The organism is Campylobacter sp. CFSAN093241 (assembly GCF_012889595.1).
Taxonomy (GTDB): domain Bacteria; phylum Campylobacterota; class Campylobacteria; order Campylobacterales; family Campylobacteraceae; genus Campylobacter_D; species Campylobacter_D jejuni.
The window spans coordinates 1,323,191-1,340,878 of the sequence record NZ_CP040612.1 but is presented as its reverse complement, the minus strand read 5'-3'; the positions used below and the strand labels follow the sequence as shown (position 1 = coordinate 1,340,878).

At 29.0% G+C, this 17,688-nt stretch carries 18 protein-coding genes; 6 read left to right on the top strand and 12 right to left on the bottom strand.

The genetic code is table 11. The annotated features are described in order from the left end of the window. Position 1 precedes the first annotated feature (1 nt). Positions 2 to 364: a RidA family protein gene (locus FBE96_RS06815; protein ID WP_002871979.1), complete on the bottom strand. Its 363-nt coding sequence runs from the start codon at positions 362 to 364 to the stop codon at positions 2 to 4. 167 nt (positions 365 to 531) lie between these two features. Between FBE96_RS06815 and FBE96_RS06810 the strand changes: the two genes are divergently transcribed. Next, positions 532 to 1,188: a transcriptional regulator gene (locus tag FBE96_RS06810; protein WP_145599614.1), complete on the top strand. Its 657-nt coding sequence runs from the start codon at positions 532 to 534 to the stop codon at positions 1,186 to 1,188. Here FBE96_RS06810 and FBE96_RS06805 read toward each other — a convergent pair whose 3' ends face one another. Together FBE96_RS06805 and FBE96_RS06800 are read right to left on the bottom strand one after the other, a co-directional pair. Beyond that, on the bottom strand, positions 1,189 to 1,659 hold the full coding sequence (locus FBE96_RS06805) for a Cj1386 family hemin-binding protein (RefSeq protein ID WP_002871978.1): 471 nt from the start codon (positions 1,657 to 1,659) through the stop codon (positions 1,189 to 1,191). Between the two features lie 56 nt (positions 1,660 to 1,715). Continuing rightward, on the bottom strand, positions 1,716 to 3,140 hold the full coding sequence (locus FBE96_RS06800) for a catalase (protein WP_002868474.1): 1,425 nt from the start codon (positions 3,138 to 3,140) through the stop codon (positions 1,716 to 1,718). A gap of 170 nt (positions 3,141 to 3,310) precedes the next feature. Between FBE96_RS06800 and FBE96_RS06795 the strand changes: the two genes are divergently transcribed. Genes FBE96_RS06795 through fldA form a run of 3 tightly spaced genes read left to right on the top strand, consistent with a single transcriptional unit; the run spans position 3,311 to position 4,814 of the window. Next, positions 3,311 to 3,625 (top strand): DUF2325 domain-containing protein, encoded by a 315-nt coding sequence (locus FBE96_RS06795; protein ID WP_002871977.1) that lies wholly within the window; start codon positions 3,311 to 3,313, stop codon positions 3,623 to 3,625. 2 nt (positions 3,626 to 3,627) lie between these two features. Next, a complete protein-coding gene (locus FBE96_RS06790; RefSeq protein ID WP_002871976.1) occupies positions 3,628 to 4,323 on the top strand; it encodes a hypothetical protein in 696 nt (231 codons plus the stop codon). Continuing rightward, positions 4,323 to 4,814 (top strand): flavodoxin FldA, encoded by a 492-nt coding sequence (gene fldA / locus FBE96_RS06785; RefSeq protein WP_002871975.1) that lies wholly within the window; start codon positions 4,323 to 4,325, stop codon positions 4,812 to 4,814. The genes FBE96_RS06790 and fldA overlap by 1 nt, the downstream gene beginning before the upstream one ends. 22 nt (positions 4,815 to 4,836) lie before the next feature. On the opposite strand, the gene FBE96_RS06780 is transcribed toward fldA, so the two are convergent. Genes FBE96_RS06780 through selA form a run of 4 tightly spaced genes read right to left on the bottom strand, consistent with a single transcriptional unit; the run spans position 4,837 to position 9,277 of the window. Beyond that, positions 4,837 to 5,388, bottom strand: a complete 552-nt coding sequence (locus FBE96_RS06780) for a hypothetical protein (protein WP_002871974.1) — start codon at positions 5,386 to 5,388, stop codon at positions 4,837 to 4,839. A 5-nt stretch (positions 5,389 to 5,393) separates the two neighbouring features. Beyond that, entirely contained in the window at positions 5,394 to 6,104 is a 711-nt protein-coding gene (locus tag FBE96_RS06775; RefSeq protein ID WP_002855861.1) for a DsbA family protein, read from the bottom strand. A gap of 48 nt (positions 6,105 to 6,152) precedes the next feature. After that, positions 6,153 to 7,958 carry a selenocysteine-specific translation elongation factor gene (gene selB, locus FBE96_RS06770; RefSeq protein ID WP_002871973.1) on the bottom strand — a complete coding sequence of 602 codons (1,806 nt, stop codon included), beginning with the start codon at positions 7,956 to 7,958 and terminating at the stop codon, positions 6,153 to 6,155. After that, positions 7,955 to 9,277, bottom strand: a complete 1,323-nt coding sequence (selA, locus tag FBE96_RS06765) for an L-seryl-tRNA(Sec) selenium transferase (RefSeq protein ID WP_002871972.1) — start codon at positions 9,275 to 9,277, stop codon at positions 7,955 to 7,957. The genes selB and selA overlap by 4 nt, the downstream gene beginning before the upstream one ends. 77 nt (positions 9,278 to 9,354) lie before the next feature. Between selA and FBE96_RS06760 the strand changes: the two genes are divergently transcribed. Next, the gene (locus FBE96_RS06760) at positions 9,355 to 11,016 is read left to right on the top strand and encodes a 4Fe-4S dicluster domain-containing protein (RefSeq protein ID WP_002856509.1); all 1,662 of its coding nucleotides are present in this window, start codon (positions 9,355 to 9,357) and stop codon (positions 11,014 to 11,016) included. Here the strand turns inward: FBE96_RS06760 and FBE96_RS06755 are convergent. Next, complete coding sequence (locus tag FBE96_RS06755) at positions 11,009 to 11,719, bottom strand: alpha/beta hydrolase (protein WP_223209794.1); 711 nt, start codon at positions 11,717 to 11,719, stop codon at positions 11,009 to 11,011. The genes FBE96_RS06760 and FBE96_RS06755 overlap by 8 nt on opposite strands. A gap of 95 nt (positions 11,720 to 11,814) precedes the next feature. Continuing rightward, a complete protein-coding gene (locus FBE96_RS06750) occupies positions 11,815 to 13,110 on the bottom strand; it encodes an MFS transporter (protein WP_002856075.1) in 1,296 nt (431 codons plus the stop codon). A 166-nt stretch (positions 13,111 to 13,276) separates the two neighbouring features. Between FBE96_RS06750 and rdgB the strand changes: the two genes are divergently transcribed. Beyond that, positions 13,277 to 13,879, top strand: coding sequence for an RdgB/HAM1 family non-canonical purine NTP pyrophosphatase (gene rdgB, locus FBE96_RS06745; protein WP_002855675.1), 603 nt, complete (start codon positions 13,277 to 13,279; stop codon positions 13,877 to 13,879). Positions 13,880 to 13,909: 30 nt separating this feature from the next. On the opposite strand, the gene FBE96_RS06740 is transcribed toward rdgB, so the two are convergent. The 3 genes from FBE96_RS06740 to FBE96_RS06730 are packed head-to-tail and all read right to left on the bottom strand — an operon-like array spanning position 13,910 to position 17,658. Further along, positions 13,910 to 16,381 (bottom strand): RND family transporter, encoded by a 2,472-nt coding sequence (locus tag FBE96_RS06740; protein WP_002898710.1) that lies wholly within the window; start codon positions 16,379 to 16,381, stop codon positions 13,910 to 13,912. Beyond that, the gene (locus tag FBE96_RS06735; RefSeq protein WP_002856450.1) at positions 16,381 to 16,950 is read right to left on the bottom strand and encodes a phospholipid-binding protein MlaC; all 570 of its coding nucleotides are present in this window, start codon (positions 16,948 to 16,950) and stop codon (positions 16,381 to 16,383) included. The genes FBE96_RS06740 and FBE96_RS06735 overlap by 1 nt, the downstream gene beginning before the upstream one ends. 9 nt (positions 16,951 to 16,959) lie before the next feature. Next, positions 16,960 to 17,658 (bottom strand): VacJ family lipoprotein, encoded by a 699-nt coding sequence (locus tag FBE96_RS06730; protein ID WP_002855971.1) that lies wholly within the window; start codon positions 17,656 to 17,658, stop codon positions 16,960 to 16,962. Positions 17,659 to 17,688: the final 30 nt, after the last annotated feature.

Genomic DNA, 17,688 nt, shown 5'->3' with positions numbered 1-17,688 from the left:
TTTATCCTTTTTGAGCGATGATCTCTATCTCTACTTTAGCTTTTTTTGGCAGATCTTTTACTGCAAAAGCACTTCTTGCTGGATAAGGAGCTTTAAAAAATTCAGCATAAATTTCATTAAATGCTATAAAATCATTAATATCAGCTAAAAAGCAAGTGGTTTTAATCACTTTATCATAACTGATACCATTTTCTTCTAAGATAGCACCGATATTTTTTAAAGATTGTTTGGTTTGTTCTTTGATATCAGAGCTTTCTATTTCTCCTGAAGCAGGGTTGATAGGAAGTTGTCCTGATATAAATAAAAGTCCATTTGCTTCCCTATAAGCTGAGTATGGACCAATGGCCTTTGGATAGTTTGACATGAATTCTCCTTTGTTAAATATAGATTAAACAGAATGCATTTTATCACTACAATAATAATTTGTCAATAGTTTATTATCATAATAATAAAATTTTATTTTTAAGAAATGTTTTAAAGTATAAAGAGTAGAATTTAATATTATATTAATTTTTTATTGAAGGTAGTTTTATGGATGAGGGACAAAAACAACAATTTATAAAGTTGACATATTTTTTAGGAGAAGTTTTAGGTGAGCAATATGAGATAGTTTTTCATGTAATTACTGAAGATGGGGCTTATATTGCGGCAATTGCTAACAATCACATTAGTGGGAGAAGTTTAGATTCTCCCTTGACTGCTTTTGCAAGTGAGCTTATGCAAAATAAAAAATATTTAGAAAAAGATTTTTTATGTGATTATAAGGCTCTTGTTGGAAAATCAAAATTAATTAGAGGATCTACTTTTTTTATTAAAAATCATGACAAATTAGTAGGTATTTTGTGTATCAATCATAATACTAGCATTATGAGAGATTTAATATGCAAGATGATTGATTTAGAAAAAATTGGAGATATGGGTGATATTTTAGGAAATATTAGTTTTTCTCAAAATGATTCAAGCATAGAAACATTAAGTCACTCGATAGAGGATATTTTAGTTCAAAGTGTAGATTCTAGTTATTTAAATTCTGATTATCAATTAAGCATTGCTCAAAAAGAAGAAATTGCTGAAAAGCTATATGAAAAAGGTATTTTTAATATAAAAGGAGCGGTTCCTATCGTAGCAAAATTTTTAAAAATTTCAGAACCTAGTGTTTATAGGTATCTGAAGAAATTTAAAAAATAACTAAAATTTTTTGATAAATTTTAGTATTTTTAGGCTCATTTTCTTTAAAAAATTATTTTTAGATTTTTTAAGTAAAAATTCAGCAATATCTTTACGTCCAAACATAATGGCAAAAGTATAAGGTGTCATTCCTAAACCATTGTTTTCATCAATATTTGCTCCATATTTAACTAAAAGTTCACACATAGGTAAGTATCCTTTAAAACAAACTCCCGCTAATGGGGTTTGTCCACGATCGTTTTTTTCATCTACTTTTGCACCTTTTTCTAAAAGCATTTTAGCGCTTTCATAAGAATTATTATAAGCTGCAAGCATAAGCAAGCTATCGCCTTTATGAGTTTTTAAATTTACATTTAAACCCGATTCTATCATGATTTTAAGATTTTCACATTCATTATTTCTTGCAAAATTAAAAGCCATTTTGCAAAGCTCTTCAAATCTTTTTTCTTCTTCTAAACTAAGAGTTGTCATTGTTTTTCCTTAATTATTATAATCTTTAGTTTGCCACCAAAAGTGGCAAGTAAAAATTATTTTTCTAAAGCTTTTTTAATTCCTTTTGCATAATCAGGTGAAATTTTTTCAAAATGTTCTAAAGCTCTAGTGATAATTTTTTCATCAACTCCCTCCATAGAAGCGGCGATATTATGAAAAAGTTGAGTTTTTTGATCATCATTCATAAGATTAAATAAAGCTCTTGGTTGAGTATAAAAGTCATTATCTAGTGGAGCATATCTTTGTGCTACGCCTTCTAAGACTAAATCAGGTTCAAGATAGCTTTTGTCTTCTTTTGGGCTATTATCATAGCTGTTTGGTTCATAATAAGCAGCATCATTTTTATAACTATCAAAATTCATAGCACCAGCGACATTGTAAGTATTCACTTCGCTTTTTGCACGATTTACTGGTAAAAGATGATAATTAGTTCCTATTCTATATCTTTGTGCATCAGGATATGAAAAAATTCTAGCTTGCAACATTTTATCAGGGCTAAAGCCAATTCCAGGAATGATATTGCTTGGACTAAAGGCAGCTTGTTCAACTTCATTAAAATAATTTTGAGGATTTTTGTTTAGAATCATTTCGCCTATATCCATCAAAGGTACAAGACTATGAGGCCAAATTTTTGTTAAATCAAAAGGATTAAATCCAAGCTTTTCTATATCTTTTTCAGCAAGAATTTGAACTTGAACTTTCCATTTTGGAAAATCTTTATTTTCTATAGCATTATAGAGATCTCTTTGATGACTTTCCCTATCCTTTGCTATAAGCTCTGCAGCTTCTTGGTTGGTAAGATTTTTAATCCCTTGTTGTGTTTTAAAATGGAATTTCACCCAAAATCTTTCATTTTTATCATTAATAAAACTATAAGTATGGCTTCCAAATCCATGCATATGACGATAACTTGCAGGAATTCCTCTATCACTCATAAGAATGGTTACTTGATGTAAGCTTTCAGGACATAAACTCCAAAAATCCCAAGCAGCATTATTGCTTCTTAAATGTGTTCTTGGATCTCTTTTTTGAGTATGGATAAAATCAGGGAATTTATAAGCATCACGGATGAAGAATGTCGGAGTGTTATTTCCTACCAAGTCCCAGTTTCCTTCTTTGGTGTAAAATTTAATAGCAAAACCTCTCACATCGCGTTCAGCATCTGCTGCACCTGCTTCACCTGCTACTGTTGAAAAGCGTAAAAATAATGGAGTAACTTCGCCTTTTTGAAAAATTTTAGCTTTGGTATAAGCACTTAAGTCTGCTGTAATTTTTATTTCGCCATAAGCTCCACTTCCCTTAGCATGAACGGTTCTTTCTGGAATTCTTTCTCTATTTTGATGAGCAAGTTTTTCAAGCAAAAGATAATCTTGCATAAGTAAAGGTCCTTTTGCGCCTGCGCTTAATGAATTTTGGTTATCGGCTATAATGTTTCCAAAATCGTTAGTCAATTTTTTCATTGTTTTCTCCTAAATAATAAATTTTATTAATTAGTAAATTATATCTATTAAAAATTAAAATTAACTGAATAATTGCATTTTATTGATAATAAATTTTAAAATAAATTTAGTTTTTTTATATTATAATAATAATTATCAAAATATATTTTAAAAATCACAAAGGAGAATTTATGTCAGTTTTGGTTATTGGTGCAGATGAAATCACTCCTATTAGAGCTGTTTTACATGATTTAGGTGCTAAAAAAATAGAACACTGGGATGCGCGTAATGAAAATAGAGTTAATCGCAAGCCGATTCCTTGTGATACAGAATGTATAGTAATGTTAACAAGCTTTTTAAATCATAATACTATGAAAAAAATCAAAAATGAAGCTAAAAAGCGCAAAATTCCATTAGTTTGTGCAAAAAGAAGTGTAAGTTGTGTGTATTGTGAATATTGTAAAATTTTTAATCTTGATAAAGAATTTTCTTGCTATAAAGGTTAAAGATGTTATTTGGATTTGATGATAAGAGAGAATTTATACCGCAAATTTATCGCTATTTAAACAATCAAGAGCTTATGTTGACTTTTTTAACTCAATATAATGCGAGCGTTGATAGCGCTCTAAAAATTCCTCTTTTATATGCAAAAAATACCAAGAGTTTAAAAATGATATTTGGAAATTTTTTACATGATATAATGCATGTTTCATTTGGTAAGATTCAAAATATAAATATCAAGCTTAATGCATACGCTTTTTACTTTCAAAAAAGAAAAAGCTTAATTTTTAATACTAAAATATCTAAGAATATCGATCTTTTAAGACTTTTAAGAATTTATCTTTATGGCATTTGTTTTGATGCACAAATTTTATTTAGCTCTTATGTTTATGATAAGGTTTCTTTTCAAAATAATGGAAAAAATATCGATCAAGATGGTGATCTTATTATAATAGATAAGAAATTTGCAATTTTACCACTTTGCAAAGAGATTAATACATATAATTTAAAAATTGAAAATGAAATTCATGAATTATTGAATTTAATAAAAGAAAATAATTTTGAAAAATTTTATATTGTTTGTCCGCGTAACAAAAATTTCACACATTTTATTGAAATAAAACATTTTTTGTGTGATTTAAACAAAACTATGTTAAAATTAGTTCCGTATAAAATATCAAATCAAATTATAAGGAGAAAATAATGTCAGTAGCAGTAATCTATGGTAGTGCTATGGGAAATACAGAAGGAGCGGCTAATACAATTGCTTCAAAACTTGGAATTAGCGATGTTTTTAATATCTCAGATATTGATGCATCTAAAATAAATTCTTACGATAAATTAATTTGTGGAACTTCAACTTGGGGAAGTGGTGATTTGCAAGATGATTGGGATGGTTTTGATTTTTCAGGGCTTAGTCTTGGTGGAAAAACTGTAGCTGTATTTGGTATGGGTGATAGTGAAAGTTATTCTGACACTTTTTGTGGCGGCATGGGTAAATTAGCTCAAAATTTAAAAGATGCAGGTGCAAATTTGGTGGGAGAAGTTTCAACTGATGGTTATACATTTGAAGCAAGCGATGCGGTTGTAGATGGTAAATTTGTTGGACTTGCTCTTGACAATGATAATCAAGAAGATCAAACTGAATCAAGAATTGATGCTTGGGTAGAACAAATTAAACCTTATTTTGCTTAATAATTCTTAAAATCAAGAGTCTTTATACTCTTGATTGTCTTTTCTTAAAAATAAAAAAACTCACTATTTGATTTATAATTTTATTTTCTAAAGATAATTGACAGCGTTCTTTATTTCCAAGATAAGCTGTTCTTGCAAGAAGACTTGTTTTTTGAGAATTGTGATTTTTAGAGTTGATTTGTAAATTAACTTGCATAGTATAGTAGTTTTCTACCATCCATTCTCCATCGCTTTCCAAAGGATCAAAATCATAAAAAAATCTTGCTGAAGTTGTGATTTTTTGAGCATAAGAATGCTTTTTCATATCTACAAGATTGATTAAAATTTCATAATCTGCATTCTCTTTTACTTCTTTTAAGCCTAAATTTTTAAGTTTTAAAGCCAAATCTCTATCTAGAGTAGTTTGAAGTTGACTAGGATTTTGAAAGGAAATTTTAAAACTTTGTTGTTTTTGTGATCTGATAAAAATGCCTTCATTGCTTGTTTGAATAAAGCTTTGTGTGAAAGTTGCATTGGTGCAAGCACTCATAAAGAGTGCTATAAAAAAGCTTAAAATTAAAGCAAATTTAGACATTAGGTTTATTTAATAATAGTTGGAGTAGCGCTAAGACCTAATGAGCGATATTTTTCATATAAGGAAAAAACTTCTTTTAATTCTGCATCACTTACTTTTGGATAATTTTTGATATTTGCATCATAGTATTTGTTTAAAATTGCGATTTTTTCTTTATCATTTTTTGCTTTTTTTGCTTCCTTGTAGATTAGAGCGGATTTTTCAAAAGCAGATTTTCCATGTACTGGAGTTAAAATATAATTAACTTGATAGTTTTTAAGTTCATCATCAATTTGAGCTAAATGTTCTCTACAATAAGGGCATTCAGGATCTGAAAAAACATAAATTGCAGGTTTATTTTTATCTCCCAAAGCTATTACCATGGTTTCTTTTTGTGCTACAGCTTTAGCATTTTTTGTAAAATTTTCTCTTGCTTCTTGAAATTTTTTCATTTCATATTCTTGAGCATAAGAAATTCCCGTTTTCAAGTCGATAAGATCAGGGGTAATAAGACTATCTTTTGTAAAAAGAATGTTTTCTTGTTTTTGTCCATTTAATTCAACGCTTACAATAACACTTTCAAAACCCGTATTACCAACCTTTTGACGATTTGATACACTAACGGTAGCATTTGGAAATTGTGCTTTAATGCTTTTTGAATAAAAATCACTAATTTCTGAATTACTTGCAGCAAACAAAGATGCTGAACAGGCAAGAATTAAACTTAATTTTTTCATAGTTTATAAATCCTTTAAATAAATTATGTTTAATTCTATAATGATTTTCTAAATGTTTGTTAAAAATCTTTTTTCAGCTTCTTTGCTTACTTGAGGAAATTTGTCTAAGTATTCTAAATAAGCAATAGCATATTTTCTTGAAAGATTGAAATATTCTTTCATGCTTTGCACATCAAGACTTTGATTTTTTAATAAATTTAAACATTCTTGCATAAGTTTTTCAAGAGCTTGTTTTTCTATAAAAAGATTGTGTGAAAGTCTTACAACCAAGCCTTTTTGGGTAAGTTTTTTGAGTATATTATCTCCGCTTTTTCTATCAAGTTCTAAAAAATCATAAAGATTATAAGGAGCTTCGGGTTTAATACCTTGTTTTTTTAAAATTTCATATAATTGATTATTATTTTTTTCTTGAAGTTTTTCAAAATCTATACCTTTTTTAAAATAAATTCCATTTTGAAAATCCAATAAATTTGACATTTCTTTAAGCCCAAGTTCGCAAAAATTTTCACTTGCCCAAGTAATCCTTAAAGCTAAAGAATGTGCTGAAAGCATGGCATAAGGATTTTTTTCAAGTATGAATTTGATGAAATTTTTAATTTCTTTTAGGCTTTGTAAATGATATACATTAAGATTTTTTTCATCGACAAATACTTGATTTAATTCTTTTGCTAATTTCAATGCTTTTTGATGAGAGAGTTTAAATCTCTGATAGCTTGAAAGCAAACCAAAGCCGTATTTATGTGCGTCTTTTAAGAAAGAAAAAGCTGCTTTAAAATCTTTATTTTTCAAAAACATTAAAAATTTATTTTTTTGTTCTTTTTTTAAAGGTTCGCTTAAAGGATTTAAAACCTTACCACCGCCTACAACGCGATTGTTTTGTAATAAAATAAAAGCCTCATCAAAACTTAAAAATACATTTTTATCAAAACTAAAATGCACAAAAAATTCATCATTTTCTAGTTTTTTTAATATATTTATTTTGCATTCTATTTGTCTTGAACCCACGCAAAAAATCATTTTGCTATTTTGTAAATTTTTTGCTTTAACTAAAGCATCGCATTCTTTAAAGGCTTTAAAATAACCTTTTTTGCTTAGCAAATAACCTTTTTTTAACTCTTTATAATCACAATTTAAACTTAAAGCCACACGGTTACAAGCTTTGATTTGCTCTAAATTAGTATCGTGGTTTTGTATATTTTTAACAATGAGTTCTTTTTGAGTATCTAAACAGATGATTTTTTCATTTAAAGTGATGCTTCCTTCATTAAGACTGCCTGTAACGACAGTTCCTATGCCTTTTAGAGAAAAAACTCTATCGATATAATAATGAAAAATCAGTTCTTCATCGTTTTCTTTGTTTTCTATGGTATAAAGATAATTTTTTAATTTTTCTATGCCTTGATTATTTTTTATGCTGGTGTGAAATACTTTTAAAATGGGATAATCTAAATTTTTTAACTCTTCTAAAATTTCTACACTTTTTTGCTCTATATTTTCACAAAGATCGCATTTGCTAAGCACTAAAATGATATTTTTAATATCAAGAATTTTTAAAATTTCTAAATGTTCTAAACTTTGTTCTTTTAAACCTTCGTTAATATCTACGACAAATAAACAAACACTAAAGCCAAAAGCTCCACTTACCATAGTTTTAACCAAATCTTTATGTCCTGGAACATCGATAAAAGAAATGTTTTTATCTTTTAATTTAAGATTTGAAAAACTTAAATTAATGGTGATTTGTCTTTCTTGTTCTTCTTTTAAACTATCGCCTTCAAAACCATTTAAAGCTTTAATGAGTGAAGTTTTTCCATGATCAATATGTCCTGCGGTTCCTATAATAACAGATTTCATAAGTTTTCCATTTGATTGATTATAAGAATAAGTTTTTGAAGTTCGTTTTCTCGTATAGTTCTAAAATCAAGAACAAATTCATCATTTTCAATGCGTCCTATGATATTTTCTTTTCTAAATCGAGTTTGTAGTTTTAAAGCATCTCCTTGAAAAGTCAGTATATAAGTATCTAAACTTTTATCAGGCATAGAACCTCCTCCTACTAAACTTTTGCTTTTTTTAAGCTGGGTTTGAAATTTTAATTCTTTTTGCACTCTTAAAGCTTTTTTTTCTATAAAGGATAAGTCATCATTTAAAAGTTTTAAGGTAATAATTTTTTCATAATCTTTTTGCAAATAAGCTTTTAAGCTTTCGTTTAAAAAAGATAGAGTTAATTTATCCACTCTTAGCATTCTTAAAAGTTGATTTTGTTTAAGTTTTTCTATGAGTTCTTTTTTTCCAAGTATAATGCCTGCTTGCACACTACCAAAAAGTTTATCTCCACTAAAACTTAAAATATCACATTCTTGTACGAGTTTTTTGATTTTAGGTTCATTTTTAATCAGCTTTTCATTTAAATTTTCACACCAGCCAGAACCTAGATCATAATAACTCAAAAGCCCTTTTTCTTTTGCTAGTTCATGTAGATCTTTTATATTTGCTTCACTATGAAAACCCATAAGAGCGAAATTAGACTTGTGGGTTTTTAAAATTAGAGCGGTATTTTCACTGATAGCTTGTTCATAGTCTTTTAAGTGTGTTTTGTTGCTAGTTCCAACTTCGCAAAGCTTTACACCTGCAGCCTTTATCACTTCAGGCACACGAAAACTTCCGCCAATTTCTATAAGTTCTCCTCTTGAGCTTATGACTTCCTTATCATAACAAAGAGAATTAAGCACTAAAAAAACTGCCGCAGCGTTGTTATTGACTACTAAAGCATCTTCGCATTCAAAAAGCATTTTAAGTTTTTCCAACACCAAAGCATAGCGAGAGCCCCTTTTTCCATTTTCTAAATCAAACTCTACATTAGAATAATTACAAATGATATCTTTACACGCTTCATAAAGTTCTTCATGGATTACACTTCTGCCAAGGTTTGTGTGTATAACCACTCCACTTGCATTGATCACACTTTGTAAATCTTTGCGGTAAAAAGTTTTGATTTCTTTTTTGATTTCTAAAAGTAGTTTATCTTTAGAAATTTCATCTTGGGAAAAATTTTCTTTTAGTTTTGCGACAACTTTTTTACAAAAAAATGCTTTGATATAAAAAGGATAGGATTTTAAACTCTCATCTTCAATAAGAGTGTTAATCTGTGGAAAAGTTCTAAATTTGTTCATCTTAAGCCTTAAGAAAATATTTGGTTATTTTAACATAGAATTTATAAAATGATGTTTTAAAGAGATTAAGGAAGACAATGCAAGATTTTGTTTATATAAAAAATGATGTTTTAATCCCTTTGCCTGATGCTATTGAAATTTTAGATCAGGCAAATGATAAAGAAGCATTAATTTGCAATGATAAAAATCAAAAAGCACAAATTTATGCCCCTGAGATTAACTTTTATCTTAAAAATTCTCAAGATGAAATTTTAGAGCAAAGTAAAAATGTTTTAACGCTTTATGAAGCAAGGGCTAGCGTTTATGATTTAGGGCTTGATTTAGAACAAAGCAAAGAAGTGCAAAATCGTTTGATTTTGGCAGATAGTGATACTCAAACTGTAGAGTTTTTAAAAGAACATGGATTTAAGGTTATTGCTTTAAGTAGTGCAGAAATTTTAGCTGTTTTTGGAAGTGTGGGGGAGCTTTGTGCTGTGGTTAAAAATCAAGGCGAAGAAGTGGAAATAGATTTTGATTTTTTACTTTTTAAAGCTGAAAATTTAAGCGTTGTGCGTAAAGATTTTACAAGACAAAGTGGATGTTATAATCTTTTAAATTTTGAAAATCTTGAAGCATTGTTAGAGTTTTTGCAAAGCAAAAGTCCAAAATATCCTTATAAAACTTATATTAGCTATAATGCTAGCGTGTGTCAATACCATGAAAGACGCAGTGAGCATTGTGCAAAATGTGCTGAAATTTGTCCTACTGTGGCGATTTTAAAAGATGATGAAAAAAAGCATTTAGAATTTTCTCAAGTGGATTGTTTGGGTTGTGGAGGATGTATTAGTGTGTGTCCTAGCGGATCGCTTGATTATGCTCCTATGCCAAGAGAAAGTTTTTTTACCCTTTGTGAGTTTTATAAAGATAAAAAAATTTTAATCATTCCTAAAAAAATGTCTTTAGAAAATTTAAATCTTGCTTTACCAAAAGATGTTTTACCCTTTATGATAGAGGGTGAAAAATGGCTTTCTTCTATGCATTTTTTAACACTTTTGCAAAATAGTGGTGCAAATTTGGTTTTTTATACGGACTTTGTATCTCGTGGTAGCAATGAAGCCATTATGCTTTTAAATACTTTTTTTGAGAGAAAATTTCAAAAAAAAGCTATTTTTGTTGCTAAAGATGAAAAAGAATTGCAAAATGTTTTAAAAGAGCAAGAATTCATACAAGATTTAAAATATGATTTTCATAATAACACCTTAACTACAAGAGAAAATTTTGCCAAAAGAATGCAAGAAATGATAAAAAATGAAGATTTTGGTAGTATAGAAAGTGGCGAATGGTTGCGTTATGGTAAGGTAGAAATCAATCCTAATACCTGTACGCTTTGTCTTTCTTGTGTGGGTGCCTGTAATGTAGGAGCTTTAATCGCTGATAAACAAGAAAATGCTTTGAAATTCAATGCTTCTCTTTGTACGACTTGTGGGTATTGTGAGTTAAGTTGTGCTGAAAAAGATACTTTAAAATTATTTCGTAGTGGAATGGAGTTTAGAGCTTCTTATTTTGAATATCAAACCATGGCAAAAGATGAGCTTTTTTCCTGTATAGAATGCGGTAAAGAATTTGCGACCAAAAAAGCTGTAGAAAAAATAGCCAATTTAATGAAGCCTAAATTTGGTAATGATGAGAATAAAATCAAAACACTTTATTGCTGTGCAGATTGCAAGGCAAAAGTGATGATAAAAGCAATGATTAATTAAGATCAAGAAGCTTTTTCATCCACAGCATAGCTTTAGATATGACACTTCCATGAGTTTCATTTTTAAAAAGTTTAAAATGAGTTTTACAATTAGTTTCTTTGGATATTTTTTCGCTAAGTTTTTGAGCATTGAGCTTAGTTACACCTTTGATAATACTTGAATTTGTTTCCAATGAACCTAATCCGATGTAAATTTTAGGGCAAGTTTGTAATTTTATGATATTAGGTAAAAACTCACTATTATCCCACCATAAAGAAGGTGAAATAATAAAATAATGACTAAAAATCTTACTATCATAAAGAAGTGTATCAATGGCAAAAAGTCCTCCAAAAGAATGTCCAAAGAGAATTTGATGGCTAAAATCAATAGGATACATTTTGTTGATATAAGGGATGAGTTGGGTTATTAAGAAATTTCTAAATTCTTTACTACCTCCACCTTGTTTATTTAAATTTGTTGTAGGCGTATAATCTTTAGTGCGTTTTTGTGTATCAAAAGCTAAATTATTATCATAACCTATTCCAATAATTAAAAGATTTTCTTTGACAGGAGTGTTGAAAAGATTTAAAAAAAGAGGAAAAAAGGCATTTCCATCGAGTAAATAAATGATTTTATATTTATAATTTGAGTTTTCATTCTTGTTTTTAGCTATAAAAATTTTATATATTGTGCCATTATAATTAAATTTGACATTTTCTAAAATAAAGTTTTATTTTGCTTGTTTTGAGAGCTTGGGTATCTCTAGACTTGGTTTTGCAAAAGCTAGAAAAAAAGAACAGAATAAAAATAATATTTTTTTCATAATTTGCCTTCTAATTCTTCTTTACTTGTAAGTTTGCTATCAAATTTAACAACAAGATTTTTAGAGTTTTTATAAATATCTACAACCCCTAAATTTTCACCAAAAGTACTGAAATTTAAAGGCGTTTCTAAAGGTAGATAAAGGTTTTTAAAATCAGCTGGATTTTTTAAGAAAAATAATGCCACAAGCCAAATTAGAGCTAAAATTACTAAAATAATAGCTAAAAGATTTAAGGTATCTAGATGTAAAAATATCCCTCCGATAATACCACCTATAAAACTTCCACCATATCCAAAAGCATTAAATAACCCTAATGCTGCACCTTTTTCATGAACTTTACAAAATTTTGATGCACAACTTTGCATAATAGGTTCGTGTAAATTAAAACCTATAAAAAAAATCACAACTGCTATGATAAAAAAATCAATAGAATTACTAAAAGCAAAAAAAAGATAAGAAAGTATGAAAAAAACAATTCCTAAGAGTAAAATTTGTTTAGCTAAACCTCTTTTTTCGCCTAAACTTCCAGCAAAGCCCATAGCGATAAAACCTGCTACCATAGAAGCGCTATAAACAATCCAAAGTTTATCAGAAGCAAAGCCTAAATGTTTTACTAGAATAATAGGAATACTTAAAAATGCTATACTCATAAGCATTTTTTGCATGAAATTAGTAAGATTCATAAGGGCTAAATTTTTTTGTTTAATAAGATGAAAAAAAGGAGTTTTTTCATTTTCATGAGTGATTTTATTTTCTTTAGGTACAACGGTATACAGTAAAATTATACATAAAAGAGACAAAGCCGCACTAAGATCAAAAAGGCTAGATAAACCCCATTTTGCACTCATTAGAGGAGAAATGACCATAGAGGCTGCAAAACTAAGTCCTATAAAAGAACCCATTACCGCCATGGCTTTACCACGATTTTCTTCTGTGATAAAATCACTTATCATTGCCGTAGCTACTGCTCCAATAGCTCCTGCACCTTGGAGCATTCTCCCTAAAAGCATGGTGTAAATATTTTCCGCAAAAGAGCAGATTAAAGAGCCTATTATAAAAATAATCAGTCCAATGAGCATGGTTTTTTTACGACCAATTTTATCACTTAAAATCCCAAAAGGCATTTGTAAAATCATTTGGGTTAAGGCGTAAACACCAACTAAAAGTCCCACTAAAAATTCATTAGCACCTTCAAGTTTTAAAGCATAAAGACTTAAAACTGGCAAAACTATAAAAAGCCCAAAAAATCTTGTTCCAACTATGAAAGATAAGGGTAAGACATTGTTTAGCATTATCAATTTCCTATTAAATTTGAAATTTAAATTAGGATAATTTTACTATGAAATGGATTAAGCATTGATTAACATCGTTTTATCATTTGATATTTAAAAGCTACGCACAAGGATAAATTTTATAAAATCATATTTTTGTTTTTGATATTATTTTGGAGCTTTTGTTATGAAGATTATCCTAGCTACGAGCAATAAACATAAAGTTTTAGAACTTAAAGAAATTTTAAAAGATTTTGAAATTTATGCTTTTGATGAAGTTCTAATGCCTTTTGAGATTGAAGAAAATGGAAAAACTTTTAAAGAAAACGCCTTGATTAAAGCAAGAGCGGTTTTTAATGCTTTGGATGAAAAGCAAAAAAAAGATTTTATCGCTTTAAGTGATGATAGTGGCATTTGTGTAGATGTTTTAGAAGGAAATCCAGGAATTTATTCTGCTCGATTTAGTGGTAAGGGCGATGATAAAAGTAACCGTGATAAACTTGTCAATGAAATGATAAAAAAAGGTTTTAAACAAAGTAAGGCGCATTATGTTGCTGCTATTGCTATGGTAGGTTTGATGGGGGAATTTAGTACGCATGGAACCATGCATGGAAAAGTAATAGATACAGAAAAAGGTGAAAATGGTTTTGGTTATGATAGTCTTTTTATTCCAAAGGGTTTTGATAAAACCTTAGCCCAGCTTAGCGTGGATGAGAAGAATAACATCTCTCATCGTTTTAAAGCCTTAGAGCTTGCAAAAATCATTTTAAAGATTTTAAACAAAGGATAAAAATGAAAAATTTTTTAAAATATATAGCTATTATTGTTTTAATATATGCTCTTTATGTTGGTTTGGAAACTTGGTTTTCTTAGAATAAATAGTGATTAAAAAGCTTGGTAATAAGAACAAACTTCCACTTAAAAGCAAAATCATTACAAAAACGGTTAAAATTCCAAAATAAATTGTTGGAATAAAATTGCTACTCATCATAACACTAAAACCTAAAACTATGCTAATGGTAGTATAATAAAGTGCCGAACCTATACTAAGGTGAGAAATCATAATGGCTTCTTCTAGGCTTTTGTTTTTAATTTCTTCCCTAAAACGATAAATATAATGTATAGCATCATCAACGCCTATACCTATAGCAATAGCAGCTATAGTAATACTCATCATATCCAAAGGAATACCTAAAAGCCCCATAAGAGCAAAAACCACACTTAAAGGAATAACATTTACCAATATAGCCGCAACTGAAAATTTTAAATCTCTAAAAACAATGATAAAAAGTATAAAAATAGCTAAAATTACAAATATAAGAGTATCAAATTGCGATGAAAAAAGACTTTGGAGCATATTATTATAAAGTACCATTATACCTGTGATTTGAACTTCTACTCCATCATTTTTTACAAGCTCGTTGAGCTGTTTTTTAAGATCTATTAAAAATTCATTACGTCTTAAATTCGGATCAGAATCAACAATACGCATACTAAATCTTAACTCGTTATTCTCTATACTTACAAAAGGTGAAAGCAAGTCTTGTTTAAATTTAGCAGGTAAATTCTCATTTAAAAACGCAAGAGCAAAATCATCTAACTCTTTTCCATCGTTGATATTTTTCCCTAGGGTTAAAAGACTATTAAGACTTAAAATCGAGCCTACAAATTCTTTATTTTCTAAAAATTCATGAACTTTTTTTGCAATGCGTGTTTTTTTAGAGTCAAACCAATAAGTTTCTTGTGTGGCTAAATTTTCAAATTCGCTTTCAAAACTATCAAGAGTATTGCTTGTATTTTGATCGTTTTTATTATTTGGAAAACGAATGATGACTTCTAAAGGCAAGGTTCCACCTAGATTTTTATCAATAACCAAAAGTCCTTTTTTGATTTCACTGCCATCTTTGAAATAATTGACAAAAGAATTTTCAACTCTGAGTTTTGAAATGCCTATTAAAGCTAAGATTATAGCAAGAACTGAAATTCCATAAATCATGCGACGCTTTTTAGGATCAAGAGCGGTTTTAGCACAAAAGGCTAAAAGATTAAATTTAAACTCTTTTTTATGATAGTTTTTTGGTTTTAAAAGAACTAAGATACTTGCTAAAAATAAATAACTAAAGATAAGAGCTAAACCTATACCTATACTCATCATAATACCAAGTTTTATGATAGGTTCGATATTTGAAAGCATTAAAGAAAAAAATCCTATCATCGTTGTAACAATGGCATAAAGGCTAGGATTTGCTTTGGCTAGTAAGGTTTCAAGCACTATGCGCTCAACTTTAGCTTTGGGATGATTTTGGGTATTTTCGATAAAATGCGTGATCAAATGAACAACTACACTTAAGGTGATAATTAAAACCAAAGCAATGTAATTTGATGAAATAACTGTGATTTGAAAATTTAAAAGTGCAAAAACTCCACTAGCTGCACTTAAGCTTATAAAACAAATAAAAAGAGGTAAAAAAACAAAGCGCCATGAACGGAAAAAATAATAAAGTGCAAATCCTAGTAAAAATACAAGAGAAACACCATAGAGTACAAGATCAGATTTTATATAAGCTATCATATCATCAGCGATCATGCTTACGCCACCAAGGTAGAGCGTATCTTTATTTTTTTCATAATTTCGAACTATGCTTTTAATAGTATCTAGACTTTGTTTCGTGATAACTTTTTGCTTGTCTTGATGTTTTTTTATAGCAAGACGAATTTGATCTTTTTCTTTTTCATCGGTAGCAAGATCGCGTTTTTCTACAAGATCATTATAAACTGTATCAGGCTTTAAGTAAATAATAAGCCCTGTTACTTTTCCATCTTTTGAGATGATATTATTTTTATAAAAGGGACTATTTAAAATTTCATTTCGGGCTTTTGTGCGGTTTGTATCTTGGCTTTCTATGTTTGGGATATTTTTTAACAGTTCTTTTAAATCCGTATTTTGTGAACTTTGAAGCAAAGGGGCATTGATGATGCTAAAAACGCGCTCTACTAAAGGGACCTTTTCTAATTCTTCATGAAGTTTTTTTAATTTGGCTAAATTTTCATTTGAAAAAGGTTTTTCATCATAGGGTTTGAAGGCTAAAAGTAAAAAATTATCACTTTTATAATGTTTTGAAATTTCTCTAAAAGTTTTTAAATCTGCATCATCTTCTAAAAGTAAACTTTCAGCACTTGCATCTACGCTAAGCTTAAAAGCAAAAAAGCTTAAAAACAGGCATATAAACAAGGTTCCAAAAAAAGTACTTTTTGGACGAGAAATAAAAAACTTTAAAAGCTTTGCAAACATTATTCTATGACAATACTCTCAAGTTTTTGAAGTAGGGCATCAAAGCCTTGGTTGGCTAAAATATCTCCAAATTGTGATCTATAAGTTTGTACTATACTCACACCTAAAACATCCACATCATAAACAAGCCAGTTGTTATTATCATTGTAAAATTTGAAAATGATATTTTTTTCTTCCCCATCTACTACCATAGAAGTGGTTAAAAAATAGCGTTTTTCATTTTTTAACTCACCATTTTTGACCTTTAAAACCTGATCTTTATAAAGACTGAGTTTATCGGTAAAACTTTTTTTAAGACTTGCTTCAAAGGCTGTGGTAAATTTTTCTTGTTCTTTTGGATTTAATTTAGAATAATTTTTCGAAAGACTGAGTTTTGCCATGAGTTTATAATCTATTATGCTATCAAAAAGTTTAAAAATTCCATCAGCAGCTTGTTTTTTGTCTTCTTTGCTATCTTGTAAAAGTTTTAAGCTTGCATCAATGTTTTTTTGCATAGTACTAGAAATTTCATCTAGCTGTAAGGCAAAAGCATTAAAAAATAAAGCCAAGATTAAAAATATTTTTTTCATTATTTTCCTTTATTTGCTAAGTTCATTGCGTCTTTGCTCGTAAGCATCACGCAAGAATGGATATAAATTAGGCGTGTTGTGATAAATTTCATCAATTTCATCAAGTCTAAAACTAAGTTCATTACCAAATCCATAAGCACTTATAGCTATACTTGCCCAAGTAGGATCAATGTAAGCAGTAAAACTTGCATACCAAGTTGCAGGTAAAGCAAGAGTATCTCTAAGATTACTAGGGCCGAGTATAGGTAAGACAATATGAAAACCGCTTCCTACACCCCAGTGAGCCAAAACGGTTCCTAAGTCCGCGGGATGTTTTTTAAGACCCATTTTTGATGCCACATCCATAAGTCCACCAAAGCCCATAATGGTATTGGTGGTAAATCTTTTAAATTCTTCTCCCGCTTCTTCAAATTTAAACTGCAAAATATTGCCTACAAAACGCAAAGGAACAAGTAAATTATCAAAGAAATTTCTTACCCCTAATCTTATAAATTCAGGAGTGATAGTGTTATAGCCCTTAAGAACGGGACGCAAACCATAATCATACAAAGCCACATTAAAACTTGTCATAGCTTTGTTATATCCTGAAAGTGGATCGTTTACTTGATAGTTTTGGTATTCTTGTTCAAAATCATCTAAATTTTGTTCTTTAGCAAAAGCAAAAATAGCAAAAAAAATTAAAATAAAAGATATAAATTTTATTCTCAAGCAAAAACTCCTAAAAATTTTAAAAGTAAA